This is a genomic window from Arthrobacter sp. Ld5, from assembly GCF_051172775.1.
GTDB lineage: Bacteria > Actinomycetota > Actinomycetes > Actinomycetales > Micrococcaceae > Arthrobacter_D.
The window spans coordinates 133,125-149,112 of record NZ_JBPKBO010000016.1 but is presented as its reverse complement, the minus strand read 5'-3'; the positions used below and the strand labels follow the sequence as shown (position 1 = coordinate 149,112).

The 15,988-nt window shown below is 73.1% G+C and carries 16 protein-coding genes; 5 read left to right on the top strand and 11 right to left on the bottom strand.

Annotation, left to right across the window (positions count from 1 at the left end; translation table 11 throughout):
• Positions 1-49: 49 nt before the first annotated feature.
• Together ACSGDB_RS07390 and ACSGDB_RS07385 are read right to left on the bottom strand one after the other, a co-directional pair.
• Positions 50-3,109, bottom strand: a complete 3,060-nt coding sequence (locus tag ACSGDB_RS07390) for an AAA family ATPase (RefSeq protein WP_434993888.1) — start codon at positions 3,107-3,109, stop codon at positions 50-52.
• Positions 3,110-3,115: 6 nt separating this feature from the next.
• Positions 3,116-4,279: an exonuclease SbcCD subunit D gene (locus ACSGDB_RS07385; protein WP_434993887.1), complete on the bottom strand. Its 1,164-nt coding sequence runs from the start codon at positions 4,277-4,279 to the stop codon at positions 3,116-3,118.
• A 104-nt stretch (positions 4,280-4,383) separates the two neighbouring features.
• On the opposite strand from ACSGDB_RS07385, the gene ACSGDB_RS07380 reads away from it, so the two are divergent.
• On the top strand, positions 4,384-5,502 hold the full coding sequence (locus ACSGDB_RS07380) for an ADP-ribosylglycohydrolase family protein (protein WP_434993983.1): 1,119 nt from the start codon (positions 4,384-4,386) through the stop codon (positions 5,500-5,502).
• Between the two features lie 69 nt (positions 5,503-5,571).
• A complete protein-coding gene (locus ACSGDB_RS07375; protein WP_434993885.1) occupies positions 5,572-6,486 on the top strand; it encodes an SDR family NAD(P)-dependent oxidoreductase in 915 nt (304 codons plus the stop codon).
• 25 nt (positions 6,487-6,511) lie between these two features.
• Here ACSGDB_RS07375 and ACSGDB_RS07370 read toward each other — a convergent pair whose 3' ends face one another.
• Complete coding sequence (locus ACSGDB_RS07370; RefSeq protein WP_434993884.1) at positions 6,512-7,504, bottom strand: exonuclease domain-containing protein; 993 nt, start codon at positions 7,502-7,504, stop codon at positions 6,512-6,514.
• Positions 7,505-7,600: 96 nt separating this feature from the next.
• Here ACSGDB_RS07370 and ACSGDB_RS07365 point away from each other — a divergent pair, with 96 nt between their 5' ends.
• Positions 7,601-8,236, top strand: coding sequence for an HAD family hydrolase (locus ACSGDB_RS07365; protein WP_434993883.1), 636 nt, complete (start codon positions 7,601-7,603; stop codon positions 8,234-8,236).
• On the opposite strand, the gene ACSGDB_RS07360 is transcribed toward ACSGDB_RS07365, so the two are convergent.
• From ACSGDB_RS07360 to clpS, 8 genes are all read right to left on the bottom strand, one after another.
• Positions 8,214-8,900: a GNAT family N-acetyltransferase gene (locus tag ACSGDB_RS07360; RefSeq protein ID WP_434993881.1), complete on the bottom strand. Its 687-nt coding sequence runs from the start codon at positions 8,898-8,900 to the stop codon at positions 8,214-8,216. The genes ACSGDB_RS07365 and ACSGDB_RS07360 overlap by 23 nt on opposite strands.
• Positions 8,897-9,577 carry a DedA family protein gene (locus tag ACSGDB_RS07355; protein WP_434993981.1) on the bottom strand — a complete coding sequence of 227 codons (681 nt, stop codon included), beginning with the start codon at positions 9,575-9,577 and terminating at the stop codon, positions 8,897-8,899. Before ACSGDB_RS07355 ends, ACSGDB_RS07360 begins: the two co-directional genes overlap by 4 nt.
• Before the next feature lie 117 nt (positions 9,578-9,694).
• Positions 9,695-10,327 (bottom strand): RdgB/HAM1 family non-canonical purine NTP pyrophosphatase, encoded by a 633-nt coding sequence (gene rdgB, locus ACSGDB_RS07350; protein ID WP_434993880.1) that lies wholly within the window; start codon positions 10,325-10,327, stop codon positions 9,695-9,697.
• Positions 10,320-11,108 carry a ribonuclease PH gene (rph, locus tag ACSGDB_RS07345; protein WP_434993879.1) on the bottom strand — a complete coding sequence of 263 codons (789 nt, stop codon included), beginning with the start codon at positions 11,106-11,108 and terminating at the stop codon, positions 10,320-10,322. Before rph ends, rdgB begins: the two co-directional genes overlap by 8 nt.
• Before the next feature lie 83 nt (positions 11,109-11,191).
• Positions 11,192-11,989, bottom strand: a complete 798-nt coding sequence (locus ACSGDB_RS07340) for an MBL fold metallo-hydrolase (protein WP_434993877.1) — start codon at positions 11,987-11,989, stop codon at positions 11,192-11,194.
• Positions 11,986-12,897 carry a glutamate racemase gene (gene murI / locus ACSGDB_RS07335; protein WP_434993875.1) on the bottom strand — a complete coding sequence of 304 codons (912 nt, stop codon included), beginning with the start codon at positions 12,895-12,897 and terminating at the stop codon, positions 11,986-11,988. Before murI ends, ACSGDB_RS07340 begins: the two co-directional genes overlap by 4 nt.
• Before the next feature lie 107 nt (positions 12,898-13,004).
• Positions 13,005-13,580, bottom strand: a complete 576-nt coding sequence (locus ACSGDB_RS07330; protein ID WP_434993874.1) for a DUF2017 domain-containing protein — start codon at positions 13,578-13,580, stop codon at positions 13,005-13,007.
• Positions 13,581-13,589: 9 nt separating this feature from the next.
• Positions 13,590-13,898 (bottom strand): ATP-dependent Clp protease adapter ClpS, encoded by a 309-nt coding sequence (gene clpS / locus ACSGDB_RS07325; RefSeq protein ID WP_434993873.1) that lies wholly within the window; start codon positions 13,896-13,898, stop codon positions 13,590-13,592.
• 135 nt (positions 13,899-14,033) lie between these two features.
• Between clpS and ACSGDB_RS07320 the strand changes: the two genes are divergently transcribed.
• Together ACSGDB_RS07320 and ACSGDB_RS07315 are read left to right on the top strand one after the other, a co-directional pair.
• Positions 14,034-15,350, top strand: a complete 1,317-nt coding sequence (locus tag ACSGDB_RS07320) for a nicotinate phosphoribosyltransferase (RefSeq protein ID WP_434993980.1) — start codon at positions 14,034-14,036, stop codon at positions 15,348-15,350.
• Positions 15,347-15,967: an isochorismatase family protein gene (locus tag ACSGDB_RS07315; protein WP_434993872.1), complete on the top strand. Its 621-nt coding sequence runs from the start codon at positions 15,347-15,349 to the stop codon at positions 15,965-15,967. The genes ACSGDB_RS07320 and ACSGDB_RS07315 overlap by 4 nt, the downstream gene beginning before the upstream one ends.
• The last annotated feature ends 21 nt before the right edge of the window (positions 15,968-15,988 follow it).

Here is a 15,988-nt window from a genome sequence, read left to right as displayed (position 1 = left end):
CGCGCATCGTCCCCCCTCCCGATGCGCCCGACCCGGTAACGGCCCGAGTTTACACGCTGGCGGGCTGCTCCACATAGCGGAGGGTCGAGCCCTGCCGGCCCTTCACGACCTGCAGCTGCGCACTCACCCGCTGCTTCAGCTCCGGGACGTGGCTGACCAGGCCCACTACGCGTCCGCCGCTGCGCAGGCCCTCGAGCGCGTCCATGACCTGCTCGAGGGCCTGGTCGTCGAGGGACCCGAACCCCTCGTCGACGAAAAGGGTTTCGATGTCCAGCCCCCCGGATTCCTGCTGCACCACGTCCGCGAGTCCGAGCGCGAGGGCCAGGGAGGCCATGAAGGACTCGCCTCCCGAGAGCGTCGAGGTGTCGCGCCGGTTCCCCGTCCAGCCGTCGATCACGTTCAGGCCCAGACCGGATCGCCGGTTCCCTGCCGTGGCATCGCTGTGGACCAGCTGGTATCGGCCGTCCGACATCTGCAGCAGCCGTTCGGTGGCTGCCGCCGCCACCTGTTCGAGGCGCGAGGCGAGCACGTACGTGGCCAGGGGCATCTTGTAGAGGTTCTCCCCGCCGCCGCGCACGGTCTCGGCGACGGCCGCCGCCAGCTGGGCCTCCTCGCGCAGCGGGGCGATGTCCTTCTCGAGGTCGGCGAGCTGCCGGGCATACGATTCCAGCTGCACGACCGAGTGCCCGAGCACCTCGACCCCGATGCCTGCGCGGTGCGCCCGTGCCCTGAGGTCGTCGGCCGAGGCGACGGCGAGGCGCTCGTCGTCGTCGGTCGGCGCCGGGACCCCCTCCTGCTCCTCGCGGAGGGTCTCGCGGATGGCGGGCTCCTCCTCCGCCGCGTCGAGGCGGTGGCCGCGCGCCTCGTACTCCCTCACGGTGCCCTCGAGGGCTGCGGAGCGGTCCTCCGGCAGGAGTGCGGCGCGCACGTCCTCGACCGACCCGAACGGTGTCCCCGAGAGTGCATCGTCGAACCGTCGGGCGTTCTCCTGCTGCGCGGTCGTGGCGCGCTCCAGTGCGTCGAGGGTCTCCCGGACCCGGTCGAGATCGTCGTGGGCGTGCTGGACGGCGTCGATCCGCGCGGCCAGCGACGGCGCGTCCGCCTGCAGCCCGGCGAGCCGACGGCGCAGTTCGGCGTCCTGGTCCGTCAGGGACGACCGGCGGCTCTCGGCGTCCGCCCGCTCCTCGCGCAGCGCCTCCAGCCGGGCACCGGTCCTGTCCTCCTCCTCGGCCGACCGGCGCAGTCTCTCCTCGAGGGCGGCCCGTTCGGCGTCGGCGGTCTCGGCGCGCTGCAGCGTCGAGCGCGCGGTCCGTGTCGCGGCAGCGGCGTCCGCGGGGGCCACCTCACCGCCACGGGCCGCCAGTCGGGCCAGCTCCACCCGCCCGTGGTCCCGCACCTCGCGCGCGGTCTGCAGCACCGCCTCGGCCTCGGCCTGCAGCCGCCGAGCCGCCTGTTCCTCGTCCAGGCTGATCCTCTCGCCCTCCGGCGGCGGCACCGGCGCCGGGTGCTCCGTGCTCCCGCACACGGGACACGCCCGCCCGTCCTCCAGCTTCTCGGCGAGCTCCTGCGCCGCCTGCTCGAGCCGGAGCTGCAGCTTGGCCAGCCACTCCTCCTTGAGCGCCAGGAACCGCTCCGAGGCGAGCGCGTGGGCGGCGTCCGCCGCCGCCTGGCGTTCCTTCGCGGCACCGTACTGCTGCACGGTCTCCTCGGCGGCCACCGCGGCGGCGAGGTCCGTGCGCAGGTGGGCGAGTCCGTCGGCGGCGTCCCGCAGGGGCCCGAGCCTCGCGGCGTCGTCGGCGCGCTGGAGCTGCAGCCGTGCGATGCCCTCCCGGGCGTCGTCGAGCCCCGAATCGAGCCCGCGGATCGTCGCGTCGAGGGCGTCCAGCCCCGCGCGGACGTCGAGCAGCCGCTGCTCGTCCGGCAGGGCGGCCCGCAGGACGGCCAGGACGGCGGAGGACTCCGTGCAGGCCCGCGTCAGGGGATCGCGTGCCACGCTGCCGTCCCCCTCCTCTCCCGGTGGAACCCCGAGGTACTCCCCTGCCGTGGCGTTGCGTCGGAGGCGCCCCAGCGCCTCCGTGTGCGCCCGGTCCGTGTCCCGGACCAGCGAGGCCGCGTCGTCGGCGAGCCGGAGATGGGCGGCGAGCCCGCGGGCCTGGTCGTGGCCCCGGATCCGTTCCACCAGCCCGGCGATCTCCTCCGCGCGGCCCTCGTGCTCCTCGCGGTGCGCCCGGAGCTGCGCCAGCGCGTCGAAGCGGTGGCGCCGTTGCCTGAGCGCGGCGAGCACGCCGTCGGCGAGCGCGCTCTGCGCGGCGAGATCCGCGGATTCGAGGGCGGCCGCGTCGCGGCGGTCGGCGAGGGCCTGGGACAGTGCCTGCAGGGACGCGTCCCAGGCATCGGGGACGTCCGGGTCGGCGCCGACGTCCGCCGGGGCGAGACCGTGGCGTCCGGCCTCGTCGACGGCGCGGAGGAAGAGGTTCCGCTGCCGGCCCTCCTGCTCCGCGAGCCGGCGCGCGGTCCGCTGGTGCTCCTCGGCGAAGAGCTTCTCGAGGTCCTCGAAGCGCGCGGTCGAGAAGAGCCGCTGCAGCAGTTCCCGGCGCGGTTTGGCGTCCGCCCTCAGGAAGGCGGCGAACTCGCCCTGCGGCAGCATCACCACCTTCGTGAACTGCTCCTTGTCCATGCCGAGCAGTCCCTGCAGTTCGAGCCCGGCCTCGTCGTTGCGCGCGGACTTCTGGACCCAGTCGCTGCCGATCCACTCGCTGAGCAGGGTGTGCGCCTGTTCGGTGGTCGTGCCGCCCCCGCGGCGGGCCGGCCTGTCCCAGGCCGGTGACCGGACCACCCTGAAGCGGCGGTCCGCGACGGAGAACTCGAGGGAGACCTCGGGGGCGAGGGCCTCGGCCGCGTGGTCGCTCCGGAGCCTCTTCGCCGCCTGGCGCGCCCCGGGCACGGAGCCGTACAGGGCGAAGCACACGGCGTCGAGCACGCTCGACTTGCCGGCGCCCGTGGGTCCGTTGAGGAGGAACAGGCCCTGCGCCGAGAGGGCATCGAAGTCGATGCCCTGCCGGTCGGCGAACGGCCCGAAGGCCTGGATCTCGAGGTGGTGCAGTCGCATGCGTTCCTACCGTTCGTGGGCGAGGCTCAGGGCGGCGTCGACGGTCGACCGGACGAGCGCCTGCTCCTCGGTGGAGGCCTTCCGGCCGCGCACATGCTCGAGGAATCCGCAGCAGATCTCGGCGTCGTCGCGGGCCTCGGCGAGGCGCTGGCTGTAGGTGCGGGTATCGGCCTGCCCGCCTCCCTCCGGTGCGAAGGCGAGGACGAGCGTGTCCGGGAAGCGGACCCGCAGGCGCTCCATGGCCCGCGCCGGCCGTTCGGGGTCGGTGAGGGTGACCTGGCAGTAGGCCCGCTCGGCCCAGGCGAGGTCCTCCCGCGCCAGCAGGTCCTCGAGGCGCCCGCTGAGCACCGCGAGGTCGCGCGGGGCCGGCCACTCCACGGCCCTGATGCCCTCGACGCCGTCCGGGGTCACCTCGACGAGCCACGCGCCCTTGGCCTGGGTGGCCTCCGAGAAGGAGTAGGCGAGGGGTGACCCGGAGTAGCGCACGGTGTCCGAGAGTCTCTGCCGGCCGTGGAGGTGCCCCAGGGCGCTGTAGTCGAAGCCGTCGAAGAGGGACAGGGGCACGGAGCCGAGGCCGCCGATGGCGAGATCTCGTTCGCTGTCCGAACCGGCCCCGCCCGCGGCGAAGGTGTGCGCGAGGACGATCGAGACGGTGCGCCGCACGGAGGAGCGCTGCGCCAGGTCCTCCCGGATGCGGTCGAGGGCCGCGGCGGTCACCGCGGTGTGTGTGGGCGCCTCCGCCTGCAGGCTCTCCGCGACGACCCGCGGCTCCAGGTAGGGCACACCGTAGATCGCGAGCTCCGCGCCGCCGTCGAGGGGGCGGACGACGGGGACGGCGATGTCCTCGATGCGCGTGCGCAGGTGCACCCCGCCGCGGGCGAGGATGCGTCCGCCGAACCCGAGCCTGGTCGCGGAGTCGTGGTTGCCGCTGCTGACCACCACCTGGGCGCCGGCCACCGTCAGACGGTCCAGTGCCTCGTCGAACAGGGCGACGACGTCCACCGCGGGCAGGGCGCGGTCGTAGACGTCCCCGGCGACCAGGACGACGTCGATGCCTTCCTCGCGGACCGTCTTCTCCAGGTTGTCCACGAAGATCCGCTGGGCGTCGAGGGTCCCGGTGCCGTGGAAGGAACGGCCGAGATGCCAGTCCGAGGTGTGGAGGATCTTCATGCATTTCACGCTACCGCCGGACGCCGACATTCACCGGATCAGCGCGCGGCGGGGGCCCGGTCCGGGACCCCGGGCGTGGTCCCGCCTCCTAGAATGGACCGGTGATGACGAACAACACCGCCGGCACCGGCAGCGAGACGGATCCGGGCACGAGCGGCATGCGGGCCGCCACGGAAGCCCCGCAGGAGGCACGGCAGGATGCACCGACCGCCTACGAGGACCGGGTGCTGGGATGCCTCCTCGGCACGATGGCGGGAGACGCGTACGGGCTCCTGTCCGCGGCAGGGGACGATCCCCTCACCGCGCTGGGCGATCCCTCGGACCTGGCCGTCTCGGACGCCACCCAGCTGACCCTCTACACCGTCGACGGCCTGACGGACGCGCTGGAGTGGGCGAACGACGGCGTGGCTGCCGACGAGACGGCCTGCCTGTGGCTCGCCTACCTGCGGTGGCTCACCCGCCAGGGCGAGCACCTTCCGGCCGCGGCACCGGCACCGCCCGCCCGCTGGCTCGACCGGCAGGAGGACCTCCTCCCGGTGCACGATCCCGACGCCGACACCGTCCGCGCCCTCCTCACCGGCGAGATGGGGACGCGCGCGCGGCCCCTGAACCCGCACGCGGAGGGAGCGGGTGCGCTCATGCGTTCGGCGCCCTTCGGCCTGGTCCCCCGCATCCCGGCCAGCCTGGTCGAGCGCCTCACCGTGGACGCCGCGGCCCTCACGCACGGAACGGCCGACGCCCGGGCCACGGCGGCCCTGTACAGCGGGATCATCCGCTCGCTCGCCATCGACGGACTCCCCCTCGAGGCGGCCGTCGTCGCCGAGCGCGGCGAGGAGCGGCAGCTGGCCGCGGACGCGGGACAGGATCCGGCCCATGCCGCGGCGGAGGGCCTCGTCGGCGCCACCGTGCATCGCACGCGGGCCGACCGGACGGACGCGGAGGCGACGACGGCCGCCGCGACCCTCGAAGCGGCCCTCCAGGCGGCCCGTGAGGGCGCGTCCGCGGCGACGCCGCGCGACCAGCTCGCCGCCGCCCTGGCGCACGCGTCGGCCGCCGGACGCCCCGATGCGTCACCCGTCGTCGCCGCCTCCCTCGCGGGCGGCATCATCGGGGCACTGCACGGCACGGCCGCGCTGCCGGCCGCGTACCTGGACGCTCCGGGGGCGGCCGGCGTCGTCCGCTCCGTGGCCAGGACCCTCCTGAAGGCGACCACGGGCTCCTGACCGGCCCGCCCGGCTCCTGCAGCCGCGCCCCCGCGGCGGGGAGCGGCGGAGCGATCTAGTCTTGGTCGCATGTGGAACCCCGACGATCTCCCGCCGCTCGCCGGCAAGCGCATCCTGGTGACGGGCGGCAACGCCGGCCTCGGCTACTTCGCCTGCGAGCAGCTGGCCGGGGCGGGCGCCCACGTGGTCTTGGCGTCGCGGAGTCCCGACAAGGCCGCACGGGCCATGGACGCCATCCGCGGCCGACACCCCGGCGCCCGGGTCTCCTTCCAGCCCCTCGACCTGGCCGATCTCTCCTCCGTCCGCGCAGCGGCCGCGACGATCGCCGCCGGGGCGCCGCTGAGCGGCCTGCTCGCGAACGCGGGTGTGGTCGGGTCCCGGCGGCGGCGGACGACGGCGGACGGCGTCGAGCTGCAGTTCGGCACCAACCACCTCGGGCACTACGCGCTGATCGCCCGGCTCCTGCCGTCGCTGTCCGCCGCGGGCACGAGGATCGTGCACGTCGGCAGCATCAGCCACCGCTGGGCGCGCCTCACGCCGTCGTTCCTGGAGCCTTCGACCTACAGCAACGCCCGGGCCTACGCGACGTCGAAGCTCGCCGTCACGGCCTTCGGGTTCGAGCTCGCGCGGCGCCTCGACGCGACAGGCAGCCCGGCCACCAGCGTCGTCGCCCACCCCGGGCTGGCCCTCGGCATGCTCACCCCGGACCGGCCCGGGGTGGCCGCCCACCGGTCCGCGTCCCGGTGGAGGCGGCGCATCATGGAGCGGGTGGCGCAGGGGAAGGACGCCGGCGCCTGGCCCCTCGTGCGTGCCACGATCGACCGCGGGATCCCGAACGGCGCCTACTGCGGTCCGGACGGCTGGTTCCAGCTCACGGGACGGCCCGTCGTCGTCCCGGCGCAGCGGCATGCGCGGGAGCGCAACGCGGCGTCCCGGCTCATCGACCTGTCCGCCCGGCTGACCGGCGTCGATCTCCGGTTCTGACCGCGCGGCGGGCCGCCGCCCGCCGTCACTGGCTGCCGGCGGGCCAGCGTCCCCCGGTCATCTGCAGGAACTCCGCTTCGGACAGCACCTCGATCTCCTGGCCCCGCTCGTGCAGTTCGAGCACCCTCCGTGCCTTGCCCGTGACGCGGCCGTTGCGGAGGTCGGAGGCCACGAAGCCGTCGCCGACCACGAGGACCGTGGTGCGCCGGGTCACGGAGCTCGCCGGCTGCGCTCCGAGACGCGCCGCACGCTCCTTCGCCTGGGGGCGCGGGATGCCCAGGGTGCCGGTGAAGACCACGGTCTGCCCGTACAGCGGGTGGCGGGGATCGGCCTGGGCATTCGCGTGCGGGTTCTCCCCCTCCTCCGGCCAGCCGGACCAGCCCGAGGGCGCGGCACCGCGCTCGAGGGCCGCGCGCGTCGCCTTCGACAGATCGTCGACGCCGGGGGCGTAGGGCTCGGCGCGGGAGAGAGGGAGGTTATGGTGGCCGAGGACGTCCTCGACGGTCGGTGCGCCGTACCGTCGGGCGATGTCGATCATGATGCCGGCGCAGGCGCGGGCGTCCTCCACGGCGTCGTGGTGGTTGAGCAGGGGCACGCCGGCCGCCTCCGCGACGAACGGCAGGGAGTAGGAGGGCAGGGAGTAGCTCCGGCGCGAGAGCACCACGGTGCAGGCGTAGTCCCACGCGGGCCCCGACAGCGCGGAGACCTCGAGCGCCGAGCGGATGACGCCGAGGTCGAACGCCGCGTTGTGCGCAACCAGGACGTCGGAGCCGATGAACCCGCCGATCTCGGGGAACAGCTCCCCGAACCGCGGGGCGTCCTCGACCATCGCCGACGTGATGCCGTGGATCGCGATGTTCCGGGAGTCGAAGTGGTCGTGGCCGACGGGCGGCCGCATCAGCCAGGAGGCCTCCTCGACGACCCGGCCGTCCCTGACCTTGGTCAGGCCGACGGCGCACGGGGAGCCGCGGAAGCCATTCGCCGTCTCGAAGTCGATGGCCGTGAACGCGATTCCCACGCCCCCCACTTTACCGCCGCCCCAGGACGGTCCGTTCACCCGGAATTCACCGGGGGGACCGGGGTCGGACGGCCGCGCACGGTCCTATGCTGGACCATGGCACGCACAGACAGCCCGCGACGGTGGTACCTCTTCGACTACGGCAACGTGATCTCCACGCCCCCGACGCCCTCGGACTGGGAGGTCCTCGCGGAGGCTGCCGGCGTGGACCGCCTGCAGGACCCGGGGTCGGCCTACTGGCGGTACCGCATCGCCTACGACGCCGGGGCCCTGACCTCCGACGAGTACTGGTCGCTCGTGCGCGGCAGCCGGGCCGGGCCGCCCCGCGCCGCCTGGCTCGACGCCCTGGACGCCAGCCAGTGGTCGCACCTGAACCCCGAGACGCTCGACGTCCTCGAGGATCTCGAGGCGCGGGGTGAGCACCTGGCGGTGCTGTCCAACATGCCGGCGGCCATGGCCGCGCAGTTCGCCGACGCCTCGTGGACGAGGCTCTTCCGCCACCTCTTCTTCAGCTCGTCGCTGCGCCTCGTCAAACCCTCGCCCGCGATCTTCGAACGCGTCCTCGCCGAGCTCCGGACGGCCCCGTGGCAGGTGACCTTCGTCGACGACTCGCCCGCGAACGTCGCCGCAGCGAGGGCCGTCGGCCTGCACGGTCTGCTGTTCGACCCGTCGGAGGACCTCTGGCGCCTGCTCGCGGAGGGCCTCGCGGTCAGTCCCGCGTCGCAGGACTGAGGAGGGCCCGGACCGCGTCGACGCCCTGCGCGTCGACCACCCAGTCCGGCCTGGCGAAATCCTCCCGGGCCAGCAGGAGGATCTGCTGCACGTCGACCTCCCCGCGGCGCACCTCCACGAGCGCGGTCCCGTTCGGGGCGTAGCCGAGCCGCGTGGAGACGCCCAGCGAGGCGCCGTTCCACGCCGCGGCCTCGGACACCGCGGACGTCGCGCCCAGATGGTCGAAGGCGAACTGCAGCACGGCCGCCCGCATCTCGGTCCCGAAGCCGCGGCCGTGGACCGACCGGGTGAGCCACGATCCCGAGCCCACGCGCCGCAGCAGCGCGAACGAGCGGGCGGTGAGGTCCTGGACGCCGATCACCCGCCCCTCGTGCAGCACGGCGAAGTTGATGGTCCAGGAGTCCGCGGACACCCCGGCGCGGATCCGCCACTGGTGCTTCGCGGTCTCCCTGATGAGGACCTCCCGCGGCGCATCCGTCCACGGCACGCTGAAGGGCATCTCCGCCGGGTCGTGGATGCCCGCGAGGACGGCGTCGATCAGGGCCGGCAGATGCTCGTCGCGGACCGGCGTGAGGACCAGGCGGGGCGTCGTCAGGACGAGCCCGAACAGCGGCCAGACGCGGACCAGGGAGTCCGGGGCGGCCCCGACGGGCTCCCCCGTCACTGGATCCGCCCCCTGGCACGGTACTTGCGCACCTTGGTGACGACGAAGTAGAGGAGGAACAGGATGACGGCGACGATGACGATCCGCTGGAACGTGCCCGCGTACTGCTCGACGATGTGCCAGTTCTCCCCCAGGTAGAACCCCGCCAGGACGAAGATCGAGTTCCAGATGAGGCTTCCGGCCGTGGTGAGCAGGAGGAACTTCCCGACCGGCATCCGTTCGATCCCCGCCGGGATGGACACGAGACTCCGGAACAGCGGGATCATCCGGCCGAAGAAGACGGCCTGGTAGCCGTGCCGGTTGAACCAGTCCTCCACCCGGTCGACGTCCTCGAGGTCGATGAGCGGCACCCTCGACACGAGACGGCGCATGCGGTCACGGCCCAGCCAGGCGCCGAGGGCGTACAGCGCGAAGGCGCCGACGACGGAGCCGATGGTCGTCCACAGGATCGCCTCGAACAGCGAGAAGTTGCCGCGGCTGGCGGTGAAGCCCGCCAGGGGCAGGATCACCTCGCTGGGCAGCGGCGGGAAGAGGTTCTCGAGGGCGATGGCCAGGCCCGCACCGGGCGCGCCGATGGTCTCCATGAGGTTCACCGCCCAGTCCGTGACGGCGCCGAGCGTCGAGCCGTCCGACGTCGTGGTCGCCGCCGCGACATGGAGCGTCTGGGCTGTCTGGATGGTGCTCACGGTGTATTCGTCCCTCTCATGGGCCGTCCTCCGGGGAGGGCCGGCGTGCGGTGCTGGTTGGTACTGATGATCGGCGGTGGCGGGCGCCCTCGTGCGGGGAGGACCCGGTCAGGACAGGGCGTCGACGAGGTGCGGCAGGAGCGCCCTGAAGGCGATGCCGCGGTGGCTGATCGCGTTCTTCTCCTCCGGGGTGAGCTCGGCGCACGTCCGGTCGAGGCCCTCGGGGACGAGGACGGGGTCGTAGCCGAACCCGCCCGACCCGCGGGGAGCGGTCAGGAGGGAGCCGCGCAGCTCGCCGCGCTCGGTGTACCCGGCGGGCCCGCCGTCGGGGTGCGCGAGGGCCGCCGCGCAGACGAAGGCCGCGCCGCGCCGCTCCTGCGGGATGTCGGCGAGCTGTGCCAGGAGGAGGTCGAGGTTCGCGGCGTCGTCGCCGTGGCGGCCCGACCACCGGGCGGAGAAGATCCCCGGAGCCCCGCCCAGGACGTCCACGGCCAGCCCCGAGTCGTCGGCGACGGCGATCAGGCCGGTGGCCCGGGCGGTCTGCTCGGCCTTCAGCAGCGCGTTCTCCTCGAAGGTGACCCCGCTCTCGACGACGTCCGGCGCACCGACGGCGGCGGCGTCCACCACCTGCGAGTCGACGTCGAGCCCGGGCACCCGCCCGCGCAGCAGCTCGCGCAGTTCGCGCAGCTTGCCGGCGTTCCGGGTGGCCAGGACGAGCCGGGGACGGGGCTGCTCAGTCATCCCGGTCGTCCCGGAGCGTGTCGAGCTGGATCTGCGTGAGCTGCGCCGTGCCGACCAGGGCGAGGTCGAGCAGGGCATCGAGCTCGGCGCGGTCGAACGGCGCGCCCTCCGCAGTCCCCTGGACCTCGACGAAGGTGCCGGACCCGGTGACGACGACGTTCATGTCGGTCTCGGCGCGGACGTCCTCGACGTAGGGCAGGTCGAGCATGGGGACGCCGTCGATGATGCCGACGCTCACGGCGGCCACGGTGTCCGTGAGCGGGGAGGCCGAGGCGGCGATGAGCTTCTTGTCCTTGGCGTACCGGATCGCGTCGGCGAGCGCGACGTACGCTCCGGTGATCGCGGCCGTCCGCGTGCCGCCGTCGGCCTGCAGGACGTCGCAGTCGAGGACGATGGTGTTCTCGCCCAGCGCCTTGGTGTCGATGACGGAGCGCAGCGACCGGCCGATCAGGCGGGAGATCTCGTGCGTCCGGCCTCCGATCTTCCCCTTCACGGACTCGCGGTCGGACCGCGTGTTGGTGGCGCGGGGCAGCATGGCGTACTCGGCGGTCACCCAGCCTCTGCCCTCCCCCTTGAGCCACCGCGGCACCCCGCTGGTCAGCGACGCGGTGCAGAGGACACGGGTGTTGCCGAACTCGATGAGGGCCGAGCCCTCGGCCTGCGTCGACCAGCCCCGTGTGATGGTGATGGTGCGTAGCTCGTCGGGTGCCCGGCCGTCCGCGCGGAGGGCGGGGGCGGTGCTCACGGGGGCAGGGACAGGCGTCGGATTCGCGGGGGTCATGGCTTCCAGTCTAGACGGCGGCCCGTGGGAGATCGCAGGCAGGAGCGTGGACCGCGGATCCCCCGGCAGCGCCGATCGCCGTGTCAGACGGTGTAGGAGACCCCGGCGACGGCGACGGCGAGGTGGCCCTCGTAGCTCTCGCGGGCCTCGCTCACGGCCACGTTGGCGTCGTTCCAGACCGGCAGGTGCGTCAGGAGGAGGCGTTTCGCCGACGCGCGGGTGGCCACGTCCCCCGCCCGCTTCCCCGTGAGATGGACCCCGGCGATGCCGTCGTCGCGGCCCTCGTGGAACGCGGCCTCGCAGAGGAAGATGTCGGCGTCCCGGGCGGCGTCCACCAGGCCGTCGCACGCGTCGGTGTCCCCGGAGTAGGTGATCACGCGTGTGCGGTCCACGCCCTCGGCATCGGTCTCGGACACCTCCACGCGGAGCGCGTACGCCTCCTCGATGGGGTGGAGCACCTGGTACGGGGTGATCGTGAAGGGCCCCACCGTCACCGGGTCGCGGTCCGTCCAGGACCGGAAGTCGAAGTCATCGTGCATGCCCGGGTCGAGCTCGAGCCCGTAGGCGCTCGCCATCCTGTCCGCCGTCGCCGCCGGTCCCCACACGGGGATGCGCGGCAGTCCCCAGCCGGCGGGATCCCAGTGGACGGCGACGTGCAGCCCGCACAGGTCCATGCAGTGGTCGGGGTGCAGGTGGGAGAGGAAGACGGCGTCGATCTCCCGGAGGTCCATGTGCCGCTGGAGTGCACCGAGGGAGCCGTTGCCGAGATCGAGGAGGATGCGCCAGGTGCGCCCCTGCCACTGCATGCTGAGCAGGTAGCAGGACGCCGGCGACTGGGGGCCGGGGAAGGATCCGCTGCACCCGACGATGGTGAGTTTCATGCCGGCGGGAACCCCGCGGCGGCGATCATCTCGGGCGTGATGCGTGCCAGGCTGCCCGTCGGGTACTGCGCGGCCACGTGGTCCACGTGCTGCACGCTGAGCACCTCGGGGCCGAGGAAGCGGCGGGCCAGGACCTCGAAGCCCGCGGCGTCGCCGGTGGCGATGAAGCGGTGCACGCCGGGCGCGGTGCTGTCGCGCTCGAGGCCGTGCGAGACGAGGGCGCGGTACACGTCCTTGGCCGTCTCCTCCGCGCTCGAGACCAGGGTGACGGCGTCGCCCATCACGTAGGAGATGACGCCGGTGAGCAGCGGGTAGTGGGTGCAGCCGAGGACGAGCGTGTCGACGTCCGCGGCCCGGAGGGGCTCGAGGTACTCCTCCGCCGTCCGCAGGAGGGCCTCCCCGCCGGTGATGCCGGCCTCCACGAACTCGACGAACGCCGGGCAGGCCGTGGAGGTGATCTCCAGGTGCGGCGCGGCGGCGAACGTGTCGTCGTAGGCGCGCGAACCGACGGTCGCCGTCGTCCCGATGACGCCGATCCTGCCCGACCGCGTGGCGGCGACGGCCCGGCGCACGGCGGGCTGGATGACCTCGATCACGGGGATGCCGTACCGCGCCGTGTAGCGCTCCCGGGCGTCGCGGAGGACCGCGGCGGACGCCGAGTTGCACGCAATCACGAGCAGCTTGACGCCCGAGTCGACGAGTTCGTCCATGACCCCGAGCGCATGCGCGCGGACCCGGGCGATCGGCAGCGGTCCGTACGGGCCGTTCGCGGTGTCGCCGACGTAGATGACGGACTCGTGGGGCAACTGGTCGATGACCGCCCGGGCGACGGTCAGTCCGCCCACGCCGGAGTCGAAGATCCCGATGGGCGCTTCGCGGCGGTCCGTGGTCGCTGGCTCTGGACTCATGATCTCCGACAATAGGACGTGCCGCCGATGAAAACTATTCGCCGATCCGTGGCTTTTGTCACAGGCGGCCGCGGGACCGCGCATGCGCGTCCCGGCGCGGGGGCGGGTCAGCGCTCCAGCTTCGCCGCCTTCAGCATCGCCTGCACGAGTGATTCCTGGAGCCAGGTGATGAAGTTGTAGACGAGGGCGAGGTACGAGTCGACGTCGTCGACGTCCTTCGAGTCCGCGACGTCGTGGAGCCGCTCGGCGTCCTCCTCCGTCTCGATGCCGAGCCGGTCCGCGAGGACCAGGCGGACGTCGTTGAGCGCCTGGGCGAGCAGCCGCGCCTGCTCCCCGGTGAGCGTCATGGGGCTCGACTCGATGAGCAGCGCGCTGCTGCGGAGGGCCCCGATCTTCTGCTCCCGCAGGGAGCGCTCCGTGAGGCGGCGGAAGGCGAGCGCCTCGTCGTCGTCGCCGCGGACCGCGTCCGGGAGGAGACGCCGGACGGCGGAGTCGTCGGGCGCCGTGGCGTCGGCGTCGGCGCCGGACAGTCCGATCAGCGCTGCCAGCGGATCCTCGCTGGGTGCCGTCTCGGGCTCGAGCATGGAGATGACGTCCTCGAGGAGGGCGCCCAGCAGGCGCGCCTCACCGGGCTCCAACGCTCCCGTGATGCCGCGGCGCGTCGATTTGAAGGGTTTGGCCATGGGGTCCGACTACTCGCTTCCGGCTTTTTCGAAGGTGGCCCACAGTCCGTACGAGTGGAGGGCGACGGTGTCCTGCTCCACCTTCTCGCGGCTGCCCGAGACGACGGCGGAGCGGCCCTGCTCGTGGACCTCGAGCATGAGCGTGCGCGCCTTGGCCTCGCTGTAGCCGAAGTAGGACTGGAAGACGAAACTCACGTAGCTCATGAGGTTCACGGGGTCGTTCCACACCACGACGACCCAGGGCTGGTCGAGGTCGGTCTTCTCGGCCGTCCCCACCTCTTCCAGGGTGTCGGTGCCGGTTGCAAAGCCTACTGTCATGTTCGCCATTCTAGGGCGGCTCGCCCGCCCCGGGTGGCCGGGTACTCTCTCGGCGGACGCCCGGCTATCGTTTTCAGGGTGACCGATGCCCTGACCACGAACCCGCCGGCCGCAGCCGGTCCCCCGCCGCCCGCGGTGACCGCGCCGAACAGTGCGCTGTTCACCGACCAGTACGAACTCACGATGCTGCAGGCCTCGCTGCACTCCGGGGCCGCCCACCGCCGCTCGGTGTTCGAGGCCTTCGCGCGGCGCCTCCCGGCGGGCCGCCGCTACGGCGTCGTCGCGGGGACGGGACGGCTGCTGGAGGCCCTGTCCGCCTTCCGGTTCGACGAGGCGCAGCTCGCCTTCCTCAGCGACCACCGGATCGTCGACGACGCCACGCTCGGCTGGCTCGCCGACTTCCGCTTCACCGGGTCGATCTCCGGGTACGCGGAGGGCGAGGCCTACTTCCCCAACTCCCCCATCCTGACGGTGGAATCCACCTTCGCCGAGGCCTGCATCCTCGAGACGCTCATCCTCTCCATCCTGAACCACGACAGCGCCATCGCCTCGGCGGCCTCGCGGATGACGGGGGCCGCGGCGGGACGGCCCTGCATCGAGATGGGCTCACGCCGCACGCACGAGGAGTCCGCGGTGGCCGCCGCACGCGCCGCGATCATCGGCGGCTTCGCCAGCACCTCCAACCTCGAGGCCGGACGACGGTACGGCGTCCCCACGGTGGGCACGGCCGCGCACTCCTTCACGCTCCTGCACGACTCCGAGCGGGCGGCCTTCGAGGCGCAGGTCGCCGCCCTCGGGCGCAGCACGTCCCTCCTGGTGGACACGTACGACGTCGAACAGGGTGTCCGGACCGCCGTCGAGGTCGCAGGACCCGAGCTGGGTGCCGTCCGCCTGGACTCAGGGGACCTCGTGGCCCAGGCGCGCTGGGTGCGCGAACTCCTCGACGATCTCGGCAACCACGCCACCAGGATCGTCGTGACCTCCGACCTCGACGAGTTCGCCATCGGGCTGCTCGCCTCGGCGCCGGTCGACTCCTACGGCGTCGGCACGTCCCTCGTCACCGGCTCCGGTGCCCCGACCGCGGGCATGGTCTACAAGCTCGTGAGCCGGCAGGACGATCACGGCACGTTCGTGTCCGTCGCGAAGGCGGCCAAGAACAAGGCGTCGGTCGGCGGGCACAAGCGCGCACTGCGCCGACTCGACGAGCACGGCCGTGCGCAGGCCGAGGTCGTGGGGATCGGTGTCGCCCCCACCGCCGACGGCAACGACCGCCCGCTGGTGCAGCAGTTCGTCAGCGACGGCGTCGTCCTGCCGGGCTGGACCGGGCCGGAGGCCGTGGTCCGCGCCGCCGAGCGGCACCTGAGCTCGATCGCCGAACTGCCGGGAGCCGTGCGGCGGCTGCAGCGCGGCGAACCCGTGATTCCCACCGAGTACGAGGAGGCAGCATCATGACGCGCGCACTGATCATCGTGGACGTGCAGAACGATTTCTGTGAGGGCGGTTCGCTCGCCGTCGACGGGGGCGCGCAGGTGGCCGCCGACATCAGCGACCACATCGACGAGCACGCCGCGCGGTACGACTACGTCGTCGCCACGCAGGACTGGCACATCGATCCGGGAACCCATTTCTCGGAGACCCCGGACTTCGTGGACTCCTGGCCCGTCCACTGCGTCGCGGACACGAAGGGCTCCGAGTTCCATCCGGACCTCGACACCGAGAGCATCGACGCCGTGTTCCGCAAGGGCATGTTCGAGGCCGCCTACTCCGGCTTCGAGGGCGTCAAGGCGCCCGACGACGAGGTACCGACGGGCGACCAGAAGCTCGGCGCGGCCGCGGACGGCGACGAGGACCCGATGACGCTCGACGACTGGCTGCGGGACCACGACGTGGACGACGTCGTAGTGGTCGGCCTCGCGACGGACTACTGCGTGCGGGCGACCGCGCTGGATGCCCTGCAGGCGGGCTACTCCGTCACGGTGCCCACCGCGCTCACGCGGGGCGTCCACGAGGACAGGTCCGCTGAGGCGTTCGACGAGCTGGAGACCGCGGGCGCCGAGCTGGTCCGCTAGGACCCCCGGGCGAAGGCCGGG